The sequence below is a fragment of the Paractinoplanes deccanensis genome (assembly GCF_016862115.1).
Classification (GTDB): Bacteria; Actinomycetota; Actinomycetes; order Mycobacteriales; family Micromonosporaceae; genus Actinoplanes; species Actinoplanes deccanensis.
In genome coordinates this window covers 98,318-114,680 of record NZ_BOMI01000037.1, presented here as the reverse complement: position 1 = coordinate 114,680, position 16,363 = coordinate 98,318, and the positions used below count along the sequence as shown (strand labels likewise).

The following is a 16,363-nucleotide window of genomic DNA, read 5'->3' as shown; positions in this document are numbered from 1 at the left end:
CTGACACCCGGCCTTGCGCCTCGCTGTTCATGGCCACTAAAGAGAGGGCTCCCTAAGTGGAACGCGGACCGACGCGATCGATGAACATTGGTGCGGTGCAGGCGGCGAGTGGTGTTGAGAAGCCCTTCAACGGAGCGCCGCTGCGCGGTGTGTTCAAGCTGAGGGAGGTGTGAATCCGCCCTAGTCGATCTTGTTCACGGTCGCTGGCGATCTTGTTCATGGTGTGCACTGATCTGGCTTGAGAGTCCGGTCACCCTGATCAAGCCGGCCTGGGCGTGGTGTTCATGGCGCCCACCTGCAAGTTCTGATCGGGCAAGCTCCGCCACAGGGAGTCGGGATGCATCACCGGCCGTGGCCTGGGTGTTCAATCTCTAAAGGATCTTGTTCAAGGACTCGCACTGCCGCCCTTTGAGTGAGCAGTGCCGGAGCTGACGCGCCCTGCACGATGTCGAAAATCGGCCAGAAATCTGTATCTCTATATGTCAGCGTTCGTCAGCGGACATGGCCCACCACGCCCATGTCGCAGTCCCAACCCACCGACAGCTACCCGCCGCGCGCTCCCATCGCGCTGCTGCTGTTCCGACCGCACGGCCAGGGTCCGCGCCAACACTCCGGCGCTACTCTGCCCGACTGGTACGGCATCCACCCGGAGCACGTCGCGCACCTGATCGCCCACTACACCCGCGACGGCGACACCGTGCTGGACCTCGACGCCCACCCGACCGTCGCCGCGGCCGCCCACTACCTCCACCGCCGCGCCGCCGGTTCTCTTACACAGGGTGACGCTTCGCTCGGCGAGCACTACGGGCTGACCGCCCAGCCGGAGCCCAAGGTCGGCCTGGTCATCGCCACTCTGCCACGCCTCGACGTCGATAGCCGCGACACGCCATCCCTTAGCCGCGCCATCGATGCGTGGCGGGCGTACCTGCGCCCCGGCGGGTTCTTGCTCACGCTGCTCATCGGCGGGCCGGGCACTGACGCAATGGGGCACCGCTCAAACGTCATCGCCGCCGCCCGCGCCGCTGGGTTGCTCTACCACCAGCACATCCCGGTGCTCCTCGCGCCGCTGCCGCCTACCGAACCCCGCACTGAACTCGGCGCGGTCGGCCGACCGCCGTTGCTTGACGGAAGGCATGTTCGCGCTCATCGCGACCTTCTAGCGTTCGCCTCGGCCACCCTGGAGGCCGTCGATGCCTGAAACGCCGCCCATCCCGCGTCGCGTCTCTAAGAACGGCAACTCCGCCGTGGCTGGGCTCCTTGCCCAGAGTTACCCCGGTTCCGTGTGGCTCACCGGCCAGCAGCTCTCCCGGGAATTGCGTAAGGGCCGCTACGCCGCCGAGTCGATCGCCCACCCCGGCAAGATGCTGCCCACCATCGCCCGCTACGCCATCAACACCTACACCGACCCCGGCGACCTCGTCGCCGATCCGATGGCTGGGATCGGCACCACCGTGGTCGAGGCCATGCATCTTGGCCGGCGGGGCATCGGAGTCGAGTACGAAGACCGCTGGGCGGCACTGGCCGCCATCAACATCGCCCTCGCCACCAAGAACGGCGCGGCCGGCCATGGCGAGATCTACACGGGCGACTCTCGGTGCCTGCCTTCGCTGTTGCCGCCGCAGATCCGTGGCCAGGTCGCGCTCGTCATCACCTCGCCGCCGTATGGGTCATCAGTTCACGGCCGCGCCGTAACTCCCGGCCGAGGGCGCGGCAAAGTCCGCCGGATCTACGACACCTATGGCGCAGATCCGAAGAATCTCGCCTACCGCCGGCACGACGAACTGGCCGAAGGCTTCACAAAGATCCTTGCAGGATGCCAAGCCCTCCTCCGTCCCGGAGGACACGTGGTCATCACGGCCCGCCCCTACCGCCGCCAGGGCGAACTCATCGACGTCACCGGTATGGTCGTCGCCGCCGGAGAGGTGGCCGGGTTCGAACTGGTTGAGGAATGCGTCGCTCTCATCGCTGGCGTTCAAGACGGCCGAGCGATCGACCACGCCTCCTTCTTCCAACGAAAGAACGTCCGCTACGCCATCGCCAACGGTGACCCGCAATGGCTCCCGCAGCACGAAGACGTGCTCATCCTGCGCCGAACCGGATCGGAGGAGTCGTGAATCGATCGACTTGGACAGTCGACGCAGTCCGTGCGCTCGGCACTACTACCGACGTCGTGACCGCAGGAGCCGTGCTCGGCATCGGCCGCACCACCGCATACCAACTTGCGCGTACCGGCGAGTTCCCCGTCCCCGTAACTCAGGTTGGCCGCCGCTTCGTCGTCGGCGTACCCCACCTACTGCGTGCCATCGGAGCCACCGAGAACGTCGGCTGACGCTCTTCCCGCCCCGAGGAACCGCGGCCAAGAGGGGTCCGGCGAATAAACGAAGACCGCCGACCCCGCGCTTGATCCGATAGCCCAACCCGGCATGGATGGCGTCGACCACGCGATCCCAGCGGACCCGCCCATCCGCGAATCCGCTGGGACGCACCCGCGACCCAAACGGACGGACCCATGAAAACCGGAACCACTTCTAAGCGCTGCGGCTGCCGCAACCCCGCCACCGGCAAACCCTGGGGCACGGCATGTCCGAAGCTACGCCGGGGCACCACCTGGAACCCCAACCACGGCGTCTGGCAATACCAGATCGAACTTCCCAAATCAGCCGATGGCCGTCGCCGCCCGCTGCGCCGAGCCGGGTTCGACAGCCAAGCAGCGGCGAGCGAGGTGCTGAGACGTATCACCGAAGCCCTTGCTGTGTGCGAGCCCGGCGACATCGCCAACCTCACCCGAGCCGGGGACATCATCGAGACGGCCGTCAACGCAGACCAGCAGGTCCCCGACGCGGCCACCGTCCGGCGGCTGCTTTACGCGGTCGAGAAGCTCGACACCGTCCCGGACGTAGCCACTCTGATGACGATGTTCATCACCAGCCGCGGCGGAAGCCACGGCAAAAGAAAGAAGATCAAGGAGGGCACCCGGCGCTCTTATCAGGGCCACATCGACAACCACATCGTCCCGAACCTGGGCACGATCGTCGCCGACCGGCTTACCGCCGGCCTGATCGAGACCGGCCTGCTCGACACCATCGAGGAACGCAACACCCTCATCGACGAACTCCGCGCCAGCCCAGATGCGGAGAAACGCCGCCAGGTCAAAGGGATGCGCAAGGTCGGCATCGCGACCCAACATCGCATCCTGGCCACGCTCCGCGCGGGCTACAACTGGGGCATCCAACGCGGGATCATCCCGCCCGTCAACCCGGTCAAGTACGTCGAGATTGCCGCCGAAAAGGCGCCCAAGAAACTCCTCTGGACCGACGAACGCGTTGCCGAATGGAAGCTCACCGGCAAGGTGCCCGACGACGCGGTCATGGTCTGGACGCCCGAACAGACCGGCATCTTCCTCGATCACCTCATCGCCTGCGGCGACCGGCTGTACGCCCTTTTCCACACGATCGCTTATCGGGGTCTACGCCGAGGCGAAGGCTGCGGCCTGCACCGCGCCGAGTACGACAACCGACGAAAGAAGGTCACCATCGCCTGGCAGGTCGTCCAGCACGGCTGGGAAGCCCGGCTGGAGCGACCCAAGACCGACGGCAGCTACGACGACGTACCTCTCGACGCCGGCACCGTCCTCGCCTTAGACAACCACCTTGCCCAGCAACGTCAAGAGCGGCGGGCCGCTGGCGACAAGTGGGTGGAGAACGGCTTGATCTTCACGACCAAGACCGGCGAGATGCTGCATCCCGCCGACGTCACCGACCACTTCTACTTCCGCCTGGAACAGGCTGGCCTCCCGCCGATCGGCCTGCACGGCCTACGCCACGGCGCAGCCACGATCAACCTCGCCGCCGGAGTTGACATGAAAGTCGTACAAGACCTGCTCCGGCACGCCTCGGCCACCACGACCAGTGACCTCTACACCACAGTCCTACCCGACCTCGCCTTCGATGCCGCTGAGAAGGCCGCCGCCACCGTGCCCCGCCAACGGCCACTCAAAGCCGTCGGCTGATTGACCAGATCAGGCCCGTGACAGTCGGTGACTCCGGCTGTCACGGGCCTTTTGATCGTGGCCAGTGACGCACGCAGAGGCAGCCAGATGCGAGGCGCCGCGCGACTCCGCGGCGGCGTTGACCGAGGGCTGGCTCAGGTGAGCAATATCCAAGTGTCCTCGTCCGCTGTCTGCAAGATAATGATCGGCCGGAAGGGCGCCCAGGGCGGACAGCGGCCGGGGTGAAGCAGGGTCGGCACGCTACATAAGGGGCCTCCTGCCCCGGGCTGGCATCACACTTCGCGAGGCCGGGGTTGCCCCAGGTCACTCGACTGCAACAGAGATGGAAGGCGCAACGTGAATCAGCTGAGGTTCGAGGCAGACCTCGGAACCTATACCGTCAGCGTCGCTTCCGAGAGTCCATGGATATCCAAAGGACTAGGAGCGCACGTCTTCCGGCTCCAGCTGGAGGTCGGTGTACCTCAAGTCGCTAAGGCAGCCGGTCAACTGCTAGCTCTTGAAACGACCCTGTATGCCCCGCAGGGCAATGGCCCTCGTGTTCCCCTGGGGTCGGTGAACGCTTTTGTGCCGTTCAACAGGACTGGCGAGGTTCGCAGAGAAGAACTTACGTACTTGATCACTAACGCTCAGCTGCTGGCGTTGGAGCAGTACCGGTCGGGAGACCTGCGCCTGGAACTCGACGTGCAAGGGTTTCTTTCGAGGGCCTCGGGGTTTCCCGGTTGTTCGAAAGTTACCGAACACGTCAGCGTTGCGGAGAGTAGGTGGCGTCAACAGCTCGCCGCTCTCGGCCGGACGCTCGGCGTAGAGATGCTGATCCCATTTCCTGCTGACGATGAGCCTCGGCGAGTGATCGGGGATTTCCTGCGCGAAGCTCAAAGACTGCTTGGCGGCAACGAGATTGACTCCGCGATGCTTCAGGTTCGCAAAGCGCTGGAGAGCGTCAGGGGCGCGAGCAACTGGGACTGGCCGGGCAGGAAGGACAAGACGGACCGGACCGCTGGCGAACGATGGGCCTTCATCCGAGCAGCGCTGGAGGACCAGGCCAGCGGGGCCATGCACGGAGATGCGGGAACCAAGGACTACGAATACAGCCGGACCGAGGTCGAGACGTTGATTGCGATGACAGCTGCCCTTGTACGTGTCATGGCCTGACTGGCGCACTCCATTACCCCACGCAGTGGGCGCGATGCGCGCGTGGTGACCTCCAGCCGAGCAACATCCGAGCAAGCGGCGCTGGCGGCCTGGCTCGGCGCGCCAGCCGCAAGCGATCTGAGATCCTTGCCCGGTGGAATTGTCAGGCGTGGAGGAGACAAACGCCCGCTACCTCGCTCTCGGTGAGCTCGTAGACGCGGCGTCGACATTTGAGATGCAGCTTCGGACCGCGCTCTGCGCGCTAATAGGCAGCAAGTACGCGGCGGTCATCGTGGCCGGAATGATGGCTGGGGAACTGATAGAGAACTGTGCCGCCGTGACGAGGCGGCATCGCGAGATTACCGAGCCCGCCAGAACTAGGCTGACGGAGGTCCTGAGCACGGCGAAGACACTCAGCGAACGGCGTAACCGCCTCGTTCACGATGTATGGGCCTCTGGCGGACCCGACGGTCCGGTGCTGCTACGCAGTAAACGTCGTGACCACACCCTTCCAGCGTCGGGCACCTCCGTCGCTGTCGTGCAGGAGACGGTTCACGCGCTGCGAGCGGTCACCTTTGAGCTGCGGCAGGCGTTGATGGATGAGCTTGGTCCTGAGATCGCCACGATCGAAATTCAGCTTCGCTGGGAGGAGCATGTGGCGACGATGACTCCGGAAGAGCTCGAAGCGATGGAGCGACGGCGGGCAGCCGCGGCCGACGGAACGAAGCCGTAACGACGGGCTTTCGATCAGCTGGCGGCGGGAGTGCGCGGCGAGCCTTTGGCCCGCGACTCAGGGGCGGCGTCGGGCTGAGGTCGCCGGCATTGAAATACCGGGCCGGATGGGACGTGACCGCCGTCACGTCTATGGCTATCTGGTGATCGTCGCTGGTTGCTGTCGGGTGGTGTCAACGGCTCTAGAGCACACATGGATCACACAACCGTCCACAAGGGACATGAAAAGGGCTCTGATCAGACGTAAAACGCCTGATCAGAGCCCCGTTAACCGGTGCGCCGCGTAGGACTTGAACCTACAACCCGCGGATTAAGAGTCCGCTGCTCTGCCAATTGAGCTAGCGGCGCTCGCCCTGGCAACGAGGAAAACCTTAGCACCCACCTCCGCGATCCCTGAAATCCACCCCCACCCAAAAGATCTCGGCCGTCAGGGGGACTCGATCTCTTGCATCCATGAGGCAGGATGGCCCCGCAAACTTCAGATCGGCCTTCAGGGATGGTCAGCATGCGGCGCACGCTGGTGGCGTTGTTGGCGACGGCAGTGATCACGCCGCTCGCGCTGTCGGGGTGCGGCGGCGGGGACAAAGACGACAAACCGCACGCCTGGGTTGATCCGGGGGCGTCGGCGAGTGCGCAGGCGCGGGCGCCGATCACCGAGAGTGGCCAGACCGAGAGTGCTGCCGTTCCGATCAGCCTCACGGTGACGCCGGCGGCCGGCAAGGCGAACGTGCCGGTCAGCACGGAGATCGGCCTCAAGGTCAGCGGCGGCAAGGTGAGCACCGTCACCCTCAAGGACGCGGCCGGCAAGGCAGTCTCGGGCACCCTGCGCGCCGACGGCTCGTCGTGGGTGCCGAGTGCGCCCCTCAAGGCCAAGCAGACGTACGTGGCGAGCGTCACCGCCACGACCGACGGCGGCCAGAGCAAGACGGCGACCACCAAGTTCACGACGATGGGCGCCCCGGCCAAGAAGACGGGCACCGGCCTCTACCTGTTCGACGGCAAGACGTACGGCGTGGCCATGCCGGTCGTCGTCGAGTTCAGCCCGGGCATCAAGAAGGCCGACCGCGCCGCCGTCGAGCGCCGCATGTTCGTGTCGACGAGCCCGGCGCAGCCCGGCGTGTGGTCGTGGACGGCGAGCGGCACCCAGGCCTACTACCGGGCCCCCGAGTTCTGGAAACCGGGCACCACGCTCAAGGTCCGCATCGCCGTCGGCGGCCTGCCCACCGGCTCGGGGCGGTATGGCGACCGCGACCGCTCGGCCACCGCGAAGATCGGGCGCGACTTCGAGATGAAGGTCGACAACGCGAGCAAGAAGATGACGGTGCTCCAGGACGGCAAGGTCGTCAAGACGATGCCGGTGAGCCTCGGCAAGAAGAGCACCCCGTCGTCCAGCGGCACCATGGTCGTGATGGACAAGCTCGCCGAGACGGTGTTCGACACCACCGCCGAGCTCGGGCCCGAGGAGGGCTACCGCACCGAGATCCAGTACGCCCAGCGCCTGACCTGGAGCGGTCAGTACATCCACTCCGCGCCGTGGTCGGTCAACTCGCAGGGCCGCCGCAACGTGTCGCACGGCTGTGTGAACGTGTCGCCCGGCAACGCCCGGTGGCTCTTCGAGAACACGCTCATCGGTGACCCGGTCACCGTGAAGGGCACCGAGGACAAGCTCGACTACGGAAACGGATGGACGCCGTGGAACGTGAGTTGGGACGAGTTCACCAAGGGCAGTGCTCTCCCCGTACCGGAAAGTCTGAAATAAGCGCAATGTCCGGATGCGAATCGGGAAGCGGCACGATTCCGGGATTGGTCACCGGGGAAAAACGAAGCAGTATTGGGCGCCGGGGATGAACGACGCCGTGAGAGGGACCATGAAGACCTGGGGAACGAAACGCTGGCGGCTCGCCGCGATCACGGTGATCGCGGGAAGCGTGTTGCTGAGCTCCGCTGCCTGCGGCGGTGACGACAAGAAGTCGTCGTCGTGGCAGGGTGGCGCCGAGCCCGGCAGCAGCGCGGGTGCGCCCGCGGGCGGGTCGGAGGCCTCGCAGCAGCCGCTGCCGAGCACCGTCGCGGTGACCTCGCCGGCTGCCGACGCCAAGAACGTCGTCGCGATCAGCCCGATCAAGTACACGACCGAGGACGCCGAGGGCACCACGGTCAAGGTGACCGACGCCGCCGGCAAGGAGGTCGAGGGCACCCTCGACAAGGACGCCAAGACGTTCACCCCGGCCAAGGCCCTGGCGTACGGCACGAAGTACACGGTGACGGTCACCGGCCCCGAGGCCGAGGGCAAGACCAACACCACCACGAGCACCTTCACCACGATGGCCAAGCCGTCCAAGGTGGTGCGCGTGACCAGCTTCCTCGGCGACGGCCAGGTGGTCGGCGTCGGCATGCCGCTGATCATGAAGTTCGGCCGCTCCATCCCCGAGAGCTACCGTGACGACGTCGAGCGGCGCATGGTCGTCACCGCCACCCCGGCCCAGGAGGGCACCTGGCACTGGACCAGCCCCACCGAGGTCCACTACCGGCCCAAGGTCTACTGGAAGCCCAACACCAAGGTCTTCTACAAGGTCTCCCTGGCCGGCGTGCCGCTGGGCGACGGCTACTACGGCAGGTCCGACCTGACCGTCGACCTCAAGATCGGCCGTTCCCTGATCATGACGGTGTCGAACAAGACCAAGCAGATGACGGTCAAGGAGAACGGCAAGGTCATCAAGACCCTGCCGGTCAGCCTCGGCAAGCCGAGCACCCCGTCCTCGAGCGGCACCATGGTCGTCATCGAGAAGAAGAAGCACACGATCTTCGACACGACGGACGAGCTCGGTCCCGAGGAGGGCTACCGCACCCCGATCGACTTCGCCCAGCGCATCACCTGGTCCGGGCAGTACATCCACGCCGCTCCCTGGTCCGAGGGCAAGCAGGGCAAGGTCAACGTCTCGCACGGCTGCGTCAACGTCTCCGAGGCCATGGGCGCCTGGCTGTTCAACAAGACCCTCATGGGTGACGTGATCACGGTCAGCGGCACCGAGGAGAAGCTGAAGAACGGCAACGGCTGGACCGACTGGAACATGAGCTGGGAAGAGTACAAAAAGGGCTCCTACCTCTGAGCAAGCTTTGCGATCAAGGCCCGGCCGTCTCGGCCGGGCTTTTTTCGTCCGTACGCCGGTAAGCGCCCCTAATCTGGAGAAGTGCGACAAATCGCGGGGCTGACCGCCCTGGTTGCCCTCCTCCTGCCGGCCGCCTGCTCGGCCGAGAGCGAGCCGGCGCCGGCGCCCGCCTTCCCCCCGGCGGCCTCCGTGGAGTCCAGCGCCTCCGCCGAGCTCGCCGACGACCCGCCCGGCACGCTGGCCTGCGCGGCCCTGGCCGGCGCGGTGACCGACGCGAGCCTCATGGAGCGGGGTGTGGTCGCCGGCATCGTCGAGGCGAGCGCCACCGCCGACGCCCCGGTCGCCGACGCCGCTCAGGCGCTCCTCACGGCGTACCGCCAAGCGGCCGACGCCGCGGGCACGGAGAGTGAGCCCGACGCGGTCGCGGCGGTCAGCGCCGCGGCCGCCGACATGTCCTCGGTATGTGCCGACAGCGGGCTACAGACCGTCGGATGAGCGGCAGAGCGCCATTGATGACCGTAAAAGTGGACAAACGACACGGCCTTTGACCTGCGGAATCAGACGATCGGGCAAGGCCTTCCGGCTGTTTCTCCATCTGTAGCGAGAAGGTGACGCTCTCGGCTTTCGCGATCACCAGGGTGCGTGCATGATGCTCTCCCGGAGCGGGGCACTCAGAAGGGAAACCGCGATGGCGCAGATCCATCATTTCGACCACGGGTGGATCACCCCGACGGTCAGTTACGTGCTGTCGGTGCTGGGGTCGATGCTTGCCCTGACATGTGCCGTACGGCTACGTTCCGCGACCGCGCGCGGCGAGCAGACCTGGTGGCTGGTGCTCGCGTCGCTGTCGCTGGGTGGCACGGCGATCTGGAGCATGCACTTCGTCGCCATGATGGGGTTCAGCGTCTCGGGCACGCCGATCCGCTACGACGTGGGCCTCACCGCCGCGAGCGCGATCATCGCCGTGGTCGCGGTCGGTATCGGCCTGGCGATCGCCGCGCTCGGCAAGGGCGCCCAGAACTTCCGCATCGTCGCGGGTGGCGTCGTCGCCGGCCTCGGTGTCGCCGCGATGCACTACACCGGCATGGCCGCGATGAACCTCAACGGCGACATCTCGTACGGGATGACGCGTGTCGGCCTGTCGATCGGCATCGCCGTCGTCGCCGCCGCCGTGGCGCTCTTCCTCGCGGTCACCGTGCGCCGCCCGCTCGTCATCTTCGTCGCCGCGCTCGTCATGGGCATCGCCGTCAACGGCATGCACTTCACCGGCATGAGCGCCATGTCGGTGCAGACCGAGCCGTCGGCCGGTCAGCTGCCCGGCGCCACCGCCGGCGGCATGCTCGTCCCGATCGGCCTGGCCGTGGTCTTCGGCATCATCGGCCTGGCGTACGCCCTCATGTCCGCCCCGACCGAGGAGGACAAGGCGGCCGCTGCCTACCTGGCGCAGCGCCGCGAGGAGGCGGCCGCCCGCGCCCCGCGGCAGCCGGCCGCCCCGGCGCCCGGCGCGCTCAGCTCCGGCGCGTGGACGTACCGGGATCGCTCGTCCCGCTGACCTCACCCGTAAAGCCGGCGCTCGCATCGAGCGCCGGCTTTTTCGTGGTTTTGGTCTCCACCGAATCCGCCCCGCTGGGCGATTCGCGTGACAGAGCGTATACGCGTCGGTGACACGTCGCTCCGGCTGGAGATAGTCGCAGGTCAGCGGCATGATCGGCCGCCGATCGCTATAACCGAAGGCGGTTAGCCTCTTTCGGGACGGGCGGAGTCGACCGAGGGCTGGGGGCAACATGGGCGTGGGGATCCTGGGAACCGGCTCCTACCTGCCGGCCGAGGTGGTCACCAACGACGACCTGGTGCGCCGGGTGCCGGACGCCGACCCCGAGTGGGTCAGCCGCAAGACGAAGATCGAGGCGCGCCGGTTCGCGGCACCCGGCGAGGCCACCTCGGATCTCGCGGCCGAGGCGGCCGTGCGCGCGCTGCGCGGCGCGGGGCTCGACGCGGCCGGCATCGACTACCTGATCGTCTCGACGTCGACCGGCGACTCGCCGCAGCCGCCGACCTCCGCCCTCGTCCAGGACAAGATCGGCGCCGGCCGGGCGGCCTGCTTCGACATCAACGTCGTCTGCGCGGGGTTCGTCTTCGGCATCGCCCTGGCCAACAGCCTCATCGCCACCCAGCCCGGCGCGAAGGTCCTGGTGATCGCGTCGGACGTCTACTCGCGCATCCTCGACTTCGGCGACCGTCGCACGGCAGTGCTCTTCGGCGACGGCGCCGGCGCGGCGGTGCTCGGCGCGGTCCCCGACGGCTACGGCCTGGTCGACCTCGAGTTGGTGTCCCGCGGCGAGGCGAACGAGCTCATCCACGTCCCGGCCGGCGGCAGCCGGCTGCCCGCCTCCGCCGAGACGGTGGCGAACGGCGACCACTACTTCAAGATGAACGGGCGCGGCGTCCGCGAGTTCGTCGCCAGTGGCGTCCCGCCGGCGCTCGAGACCCTGCTCAAGCGGGCCGGCGTGGCGGTCGAGGACGTCGACCACTTCGTGCCCCACCAGGCGAACGGCGTCATGCTCGCCGAGCTCGTCGAGCAGACCGGGCTGACGGCGGCGACGACCCACCTGACGCTCGACCGTTACGGCAACGTCGGCAGCGCCTCGGTGGCGGTCACCCTCGACGAGGCCGCCCGCTCGGGTGCGCTGACCGACGGCGACCTCGTGCTTCTGGCCGGGTTCGGCGGTGGCATGTCGGTCGGCGCCTGCCTGCTGCGGTGGCGGGCTATTTAGGCTGTACGAGCCAGTTCCACGCCTTCTTCAGCGTGTCCCGCAGGCCCTCGTCGGCGACGGAGGCGGACGGGTCCTCGCTCGGCTCCGGCAGCTCACCCGCGGGCACCGCGACGATGACGCCCCGCTCGAAGAGCCCGTCGACCTGGCCGGCCGGCGCGAACCGGTGGCCCCGCGGCGTGTCGAGGACGAGCCCGTGGAAGACGTCCTGCCGCTCGTCGGCGAGCACATGCTCGACCGTGCCGACCCGCGAGCCCGACCGGTCGTACACGGCCGTCCCGTCCTTCAACACGAGGTAGGCGACGGGTGCGCCGAGATCCTCGGGTGCTTGGTTATCGGTCATGGGCCCCGGTTACCCGAGGCGGCCCGCCGCTAAGCCTGGCGCGGCTGCGGCAGGGTCGCGACCTCCCGGTAGAACCGGTTGATCTGCCGGACGGTGCTCTCGAAGTCGTCGAGCCCGAACGGCTTGGTCACGTACGCGTTCGCGCGATGCTGATAGCTGGCCACGATGTCCGGGGCGGCGCCCGAGGTGGTCAGGATCACCACCGGGATCGCCTTGAGCCCGTCGTCGCTCTTGATGGCCGCGAGCGTCTCGCGCCCGTCCATGCGCGGCATGTTGAGGTCGAGCAGGATCAGGTCGGGCCGGTGCGCCTGCGCGTAGGGACCCTGCCGGCGAAGGTAGTCGAGCGCCTCCCGCCCATCGGCCACCCGCTCGACCGACGCGCTGCTGTCGGCCGACTCCAACGCCTCGGAGATCATGAGCGCGTCGGCATCATCGTCATCGACGACGAGGATTTGCAGACCGTGCACGGAAGCCCCTTTGTTTGCCGTGCCGCAAGCATAGGGGTACGGACGCCGCGAACCTACGGTCGGGCGACTGAAATCCTACTCACTCAGTTCCTCTCCACCGGCGGGTCCGTTTTGGCCGGGTTGTGCTTCTTCGCCGCCTTGACCTTGGCCTTGACCCTCGCGGCTCCGGTCTCCAGCTTGACGGCCGCCTGATGGGTGCCGGCCTTCACCTTCTCCACCGCCGCGTGCGCACCGGCCTCCGCCTTGGCTGCCGCTACGTGAGCGCCCGCTTCGACCTTGGCGGCGGCTGCTTGGGCGCCCGCTTCGACCTTGGCGGCGGCTGCTTGGGCGCCCGCCTCCACCTTGGCCGCGGCGGCCTGGGCGCTTGACTCGACCTTTGCTGCCGCTGCTTCGATCTTGCTTACCGCGGGGCCGTGGTTGGCCCTTGCCGGCCGCTCGGTGTCCTTGCCCGGCGGTTGCTCTTGTCCGGCCTGGGGCGTTTCGGTGGCGTTTGCCTGATCCTCGACGTCCGCCGCGGGGGTGGCGCCCGGCGTCGCCGCTTCGGGGTTCGGGCGCGCGCCTCCGCCGCTCGGCGACCGATGAGGTGTGCGTGCGTCCTCCGGGCCCGCGGGCTCGTGCCGGCCGGCTGTGTCCTCTCGGCCCTCCGCTGCTTCCGCTGCTTCTGCCGCGGGGGAGACTGCGCTGCCCAGCTCCGCCGCTTCGTGAGCTACACCGGCGGTCCTGGCAGCGTCACCGATGTCGTCCGGCGCAGCGCCAGCCCTTTCGGGAACGGCCTTCTTCCCTTCGTCGACGACGTCATCCGCCGGGCGACTCGACACCCGCCGACGGCTGGGAGCACCGGCCGCGTTCGTATCGGCGTCTCCGCTCACGGCCGGGTCGGGGCTGCCGGGGGAGTGGGGCCCGACCGCCGCCGGGTTCGCCATCTTCGCGAGACGCCCTTCGGCAGCCGTCGGCTCGGCCGTCGATGTGGGCTCAGCTTCAGTCGCCGCCTTCGTAGCCTCCGCCTCCGCCTCCGTCTCCGTCTCCGCCTTCGCCTTTGCCTGAGCTGCCGCCTTCGTCGGCTCGATCTCGGGCGTCGCTGGGGGCGCAGTGTTCGTTGGCTGGGTTTCGGGTGTCGCCGGGAAAGCGGTCTTCGTGGGCCGAGCCTTGGGCGTTGCCGGGGTCGCGGTCTTCGCGGGCCTGATCCCGGCGGCCGCTGGGGTCGCGGTCTTGGCGGGCCTGGTCCTGCCCGGCGCCGGATTTGCGTCCTTTGAATGCCGGCCCACTGCTGCGGTGGCGGACTTCGTGGGGCGGTCGTCCGCCGTCCTTGCTCGGCCGTCCTCGGCTGTAGTCCTTGGGGCGCGATTCTCGGTCGCTTCCTTCGGGAGGTGGTTCTCGATCGTTGTTTCGGGCGCGCGGGTCTCGGCCGTGGTCTCGGGCGCGTTGGTCTCGGGCGCGTTGGTCCCGGCCGCCGCTTCCGGCACGTGGTTCTTGGAAGTTGTCTCTGGCGTGTGGTTCTTGACCGTTGTCTCGGGCGCGTGGGTCTCGGCCGTCGTTCTCGGAGCGCGGGTCTCGGTCGTTCCCGTCGGAGTGCGGTCCTCGGCTGTTCTTTTCGGCGCGTGGTTGCCGGCCGTTGTCTTCGGCGCGCGGGGTTCGGTTTTCGCCGAGGTGGCCGGGGGCGCGAGGTCGGCGGGAGCGTCCGCGAACCACTGCCGCACCTGCCCCGGCGCCAGGTCGAAGCCGGTGGCGTGGGCGCCGGCCCAGTTGACGCCGACCAGCATGCCGTCACTTTCGAGGCGATCGAGCCAGTCGGAGAGCCACTCGCCCACCTCGACCGCCACCACCTCGAAACCCTGATAGGCCGGCACCTGGGCAACCACCCGCCCGGCCCGCGACGACTTCGACCAGAAGGGAACAGTCCGCCGCCCGTCCGGCCCAGCCGGCGCGGGAAACCCTTCGGCGTCCCGGATCGAGAAGACGCGCCCGTCCCGCGCCGCCTCCCGGCGAAACGCCGCCCGGTGGGCTCCGCTGAGCGACATCCGTGGCTCTCCCTCCTGCGTGTACGCCTCCATCGTGTCGCATCGGACACTTTCGAGAGGGTTCGACCCACTATTTCGACCTTAGGTGGAGTTCAGCCACCCCGCCGACGCCGCTCCCGATTGCCCACCCACCCTCGGCGCGCACCTCAAAGACCGCCGCCGCGCCCTAATCCGCCCCGACCGTCTCCGGATTGCGCCTCTGCCTAGTGACCCTTCACGGGCCCAACGGCCCTCGATCCCCGCCCCAGCGCTCCGCCGCCGACTTCGGCTCCGGGCGCCAAGCCGACCCTCGCCTCTGGGCCAAGGTCGGCCCGGCCCTCGTCAGGCCGGTCTCGGCCCCAGCCTTTGCCCGGCCCCGGCCCTGCTTGGTTCGGCCCTGCTTCCCACTCCTGGCCCGACTTGGTTCGCCTCTGTCCCCGACCCAGCCTGGCCCGACCCGGCCTGGCCCGACCCGGCCTGGCCCGACCCGGCCCGGTCCTCCCTCCGGCCCGCCCTCGCCTCAGGCTGCGGCCCTGGGGCCTCGCCCAACCCCGGCCGCGCCGGGTGGGCGGTCTCGACCGAGTCTGTCGCTGTGTCGGACCGCTGTTTCCGTGCCGTCTCGGGTGGTGTGAATTCGCTGTTCACGTGATGTTTTGCATCGCCGTATCCGCATATTGCTTGTGCTTTGGCGGGCGGAATCCCGGCGGCTGATCAAGGTCAGCTTTTCGGACGATCTCGGCTAAACATTTTGTACAAGAAAGAGGAATTTAGGCCGAAACGCGGCTGAAAGGCGGCGCGAGCTTCGGGGATGCCCATATTGTCCGGTTCGTCGGTTAGCGACTGAGTTAGAAACTGACCTGTCTCTGGAGGATGGAATGAAGAACAGTCGGCGCATCGGGGCACTGGTGGCGATGGCCGGTGCGGCCGTCAGCGTGGCTACGGTGACCGTGGCAGCGCCCGCGGTCGCGGCGCATCGGGGGCCTCAGCCGGTCACCACCTGGCTGCGGGCGGTGCGGGCGGACACCGACACCGAGGTCAGGGTCTACTGGCGGACCGACCGTCGCATCTGTGACGCCGAGGTGCGGGTGAGCGCTCGGGACGTGGACATCGACTACCCGGGCCGGGCCCGCTCGGCGACCTTCTCGCGTGGCGACAACCTGCGGCCGGGCCGTTCGGACTACGTCGAGTTCGACGTGAACCCCGACTTCGACCGGGCCGGCATCGCCCGCCTGCGCACGATGATCTCGTACGACGACTGCAGCCGCCGCGCCCGCACGCAGGTCAGGACGTTCACGCTGATCCTGCCGGTCCTGCGCAACGACCGCCCGGGCTGGCCGGGCCGCCCCGGCGACAACGACGGCCGCCCCGGCGACAACGACGGCCGCCCCGGCGACAACAACGGCCGTCCCGGTGACAACAACGGGCGACCGGACCGTCCGGGCGACAACAACGGCTGGCCGGGCCGCCCGGGCGACAACAACGGCCGTCCCGGTGACAACAACGGGCGACCGGACCGCCCCGGTGACAACAACGGCCGCCCGGACCGTCCCGGTGACAACAACGGCCGCCCGACCCGCCCGACCACCCCGCCGACCACCGCCCCCACGGTGACCACGCCCGCGACGACCGCCCCGGCCACCACGCCGGCCGCCACCACGCCGGCCGCCACCACCCCGGCGGCGACCGCGACCACGACACCGGCCGCGGTGGTCACGCCGACCTCCACCGCGAGCGCGCAGGGCGACCGAGGCCACCACCACGGCCACCGCTGACCCGGCCGAATGTGCCGCTCCCGGCCCCGAGCAC

14 protein-coding genes and 1 tRNA gene are annotated in these 16,363 nt (G+C 68.2%); 11 read left to right on the top strand and 4 right to left on the bottom strand.

Translation table 11 applies throughout. The features are described 5' to 3' along the window. Positions 1 to 517: 517 nt before the first annotated feature. The 5 genes from Ade02nite_RS11585 to Ade02nite_RS11565 all read left to right on the top strand — a co-directional run bounded on the left by Ade02nite_RS11585 (position 518) and on the right by Ade02nite_RS11565 (position 5,873). Positions 518 to 1,198, top strand: coding sequence for a hypothetical protein (locus Ade02nite_RS11585; RefSeq protein ID WP_203761595.1), 681 nt, complete (start codon positions 518 to 520; stop codon positions 1,196 to 1,198). An 82-nt stretch (positions 1,199 to 1,280) separates the two neighbouring features. Beyond that, positions 1,281 to 2,114, top strand: coding sequence for a TRM11 family SAM-dependent methyltransferase (locus tag Ade02nite_RS11580; RefSeq protein ID WP_239168690.1), 834 nt, complete (start codon positions 1,281 to 1,283; stop codon positions 2,112 to 2,114). 395 nt (positions 2,115 to 2,509) lie between these two features. Beyond that, entirely contained in the window at positions 2,510 to 4,009 is a 1,500-nt protein-coding gene (locus Ade02nite_RS11575) for a tyrosine-type recombinase/integrase (RefSeq protein ID WP_203761593.1), read from the top strand. Between the two features lie 552 nt (positions 4,010 to 4,561). After that, positions 4,562 to 5,161 carry a hypothetical protein gene (locus tag Ade02nite_RS11570; protein ID WP_203761592.1) on the top strand — a complete coding sequence of 200 codons (600 nt, stop codon included), beginning with the start codon at positions 4,562 to 4,564 and terminating at the stop codon, positions 5,159 to 5,161. Between the two features lie 133 nt (positions 5,162 to 5,294). Then, positions 5,295 to 5,873 carry a hypothetical protein gene (locus tag Ade02nite_RS11565; protein ID WP_203761591.1) on the top strand — a complete coding sequence of 193 codons (579 nt, stop codon included), beginning with the start codon at positions 5,295 to 5,297 and terminating at the stop codon, positions 5,871 to 5,873. A 274-nt stretch (positions 5,874 to 6,147) separates the two neighbouring features. On the opposite strand, the gene Ade02nite_RS11560 is transcribed toward Ade02nite_RS11565, so the two are convergent. Then, positions 6,148 to 6,220 (bottom strand) — tRNA-Lys (locus tag Ade02nite_RS11560). Between the two features lie 148 nt (positions 6,221 to 6,368). Between Ade02nite_RS11560 and Ade02nite_RS11555 the strand changes: the two genes are divergently transcribed. From Ade02nite_RS11555 to Ade02nite_RS11535, 5 genes are all read left to right on the top strand, one after another. After that, entirely contained in the window at positions 6,369 to 7,631 is a 1,263-nt protein-coding gene (locus tag Ade02nite_RS11555) for a L,D-transpeptidase (RefSeq protein WP_203761590.1), read from the top strand. A 109-nt stretch (positions 7,632 to 7,740) separates the two neighbouring features. After that, positions 7,741 to 8,979, top strand: coding sequence for an Ig-like domain-containing protein (locus Ade02nite_RS11550; RefSeq protein WP_203761589.1), 1,239 nt, complete (start codon positions 7,741 to 7,743; stop codon positions 8,977 to 8,979). Positions 8,980 to 9,060: 81 nt separating this feature from the next. Further along, positions 9,061 to 9,474, top strand: coding sequence for a hypothetical protein (locus tag Ade02nite_RS11545; protein ID WP_203761588.1), 414 nt, complete (start codon positions 9,061 to 9,063; stop codon positions 9,472 to 9,474). 193 nt (positions 9,475 to 9,667) lie between these two features. Then, positions 9,668 to 10,531: an MHYT domain-containing protein gene (locus tag Ade02nite_RS11540; protein WP_203761587.1), complete on the top strand. Its 864-nt coding sequence runs from the start codon at positions 9,668 to 9,670 to the stop codon at positions 10,529 to 10,531. 238 nt (positions 10,532 to 10,769) lie between these two features. After that, complete coding sequence (locus Ade02nite_RS11535; RefSeq protein WP_239168689.1) at positions 10,770 to 11,753, top strand: 3-oxoacyl-ACP synthase III family protein; 984 nt, start codon at positions 10,770 to 10,772, stop codon at positions 11,751 to 11,753. Here Ade02nite_RS11535 and Ade02nite_RS11530 read toward each other — a convergent pair. From Ade02nite_RS11530 to Ade02nite_RS11520, 3 genes are all read right to left on the bottom strand, one after another. Beyond that, entirely contained in the window at positions 11,746 to 12,093 is a 348-nt protein-coding gene (locus tag Ade02nite_RS11530) for a PRC-barrel domain-containing protein (RefSeq protein ID WP_203761585.1), read from the bottom strand. The genes Ade02nite_RS11535 and Ade02nite_RS11530 overlap by 8 nt on opposite strands. Positions 12,094 to 12,122: 29 nt before the next feature. Further along, positions 12,123 to 12,560: a response regulator gene (locus Ade02nite_RS11525; RefSeq protein ID WP_203761584.1), complete on the bottom strand. Its 438-nt coding sequence runs from the start codon at positions 12,558 to 12,560 to the stop codon at positions 12,123 to 12,125. Positions 12,561 to 12,643: 83 nt separating this feature from the next. Beyond that, positions 12,644 to 14,578: a DUF2750 domain-containing protein gene (locus Ade02nite_RS11520; protein WP_203761583.1), complete on the bottom strand. Its 1,935-nt coding sequence runs from the start codon at positions 14,576 to 14,578 to the stop codon at positions 12,644 to 12,646. A gap of 854 nt (positions 14,579 to 15,432) precedes the next feature. Between Ade02nite_RS11520 and Ade02nite_RS11515 the strand changes: the two genes are divergently transcribed. After that, positions 15,433 to 16,329 carry a hypothetical protein gene (locus Ade02nite_RS11515; protein ID WP_203761582.1) on the top strand — a complete coding sequence of 299 codons (897 nt, stop codon included), beginning with the start codon at positions 15,433 to 15,435 and terminating at the stop codon, positions 16,327 to 16,329. Positions 16,330 to 16,363: the final 34 nt, after the last annotated feature.

Coding starts and splice junctions, on each gene's coding strand:
- Ade02nite_RS11540 (WP_203761587.1), top strand. CDS start 9,668: ATGGCGCAGATCCATCATTTCGACCACGGGTGGATCACCCCGACGGTC.
- Ade02nite_RS11520 (WP_203761583.1), bottom strand. CDS start 14,578: ATGTCGCTCAGCGGAGCCCACCGGGCGGCGTTTCGCCGGGAGGCGGCG.
- Ade02nite_RS11530 (WP_203761585.1), bottom strand. CDS start 12,093: ATGACCGATAACCAAGCACCCGAGGATCTCGGCGCACCCGTCGCCTAC.
- Ade02nite_RS11550 (WP_203761589.1), top strand. CDS start 7,741: ATGAAGACCTGGGGAACGAAACGCTGGCGGCTCGCCGCGATCACGGTG.
- Ade02nite_RS11555 (WP_203761590.1), top strand. CDS start 6,369: ATGGTCAGCATGCGGCGCACGCTGGTGGCGTTGTTGGCGACGGCAGTG.
- Ade02nite_RS11515 (WP_203761582.1), top strand. CDS start 15,433: ATGAAGAACAGTCGGCGCATCGGGGCACTGGTGGCGATGGCCGGTGCG.
- Ade02nite_RS11585 (WP_203761595.1), top strand. CDS start 518: ATGTCGCAGTCCCAACCCACCGACAGCTACCCGCCGCGCGCTCCCATC.
- Ade02nite_RS11575 (WP_203761593.1), top strand. CDS start 2,510: ATGAAAACCGGAACCACTTCTAAGCGCTGCGGCTGCCGCAACCCCGCC.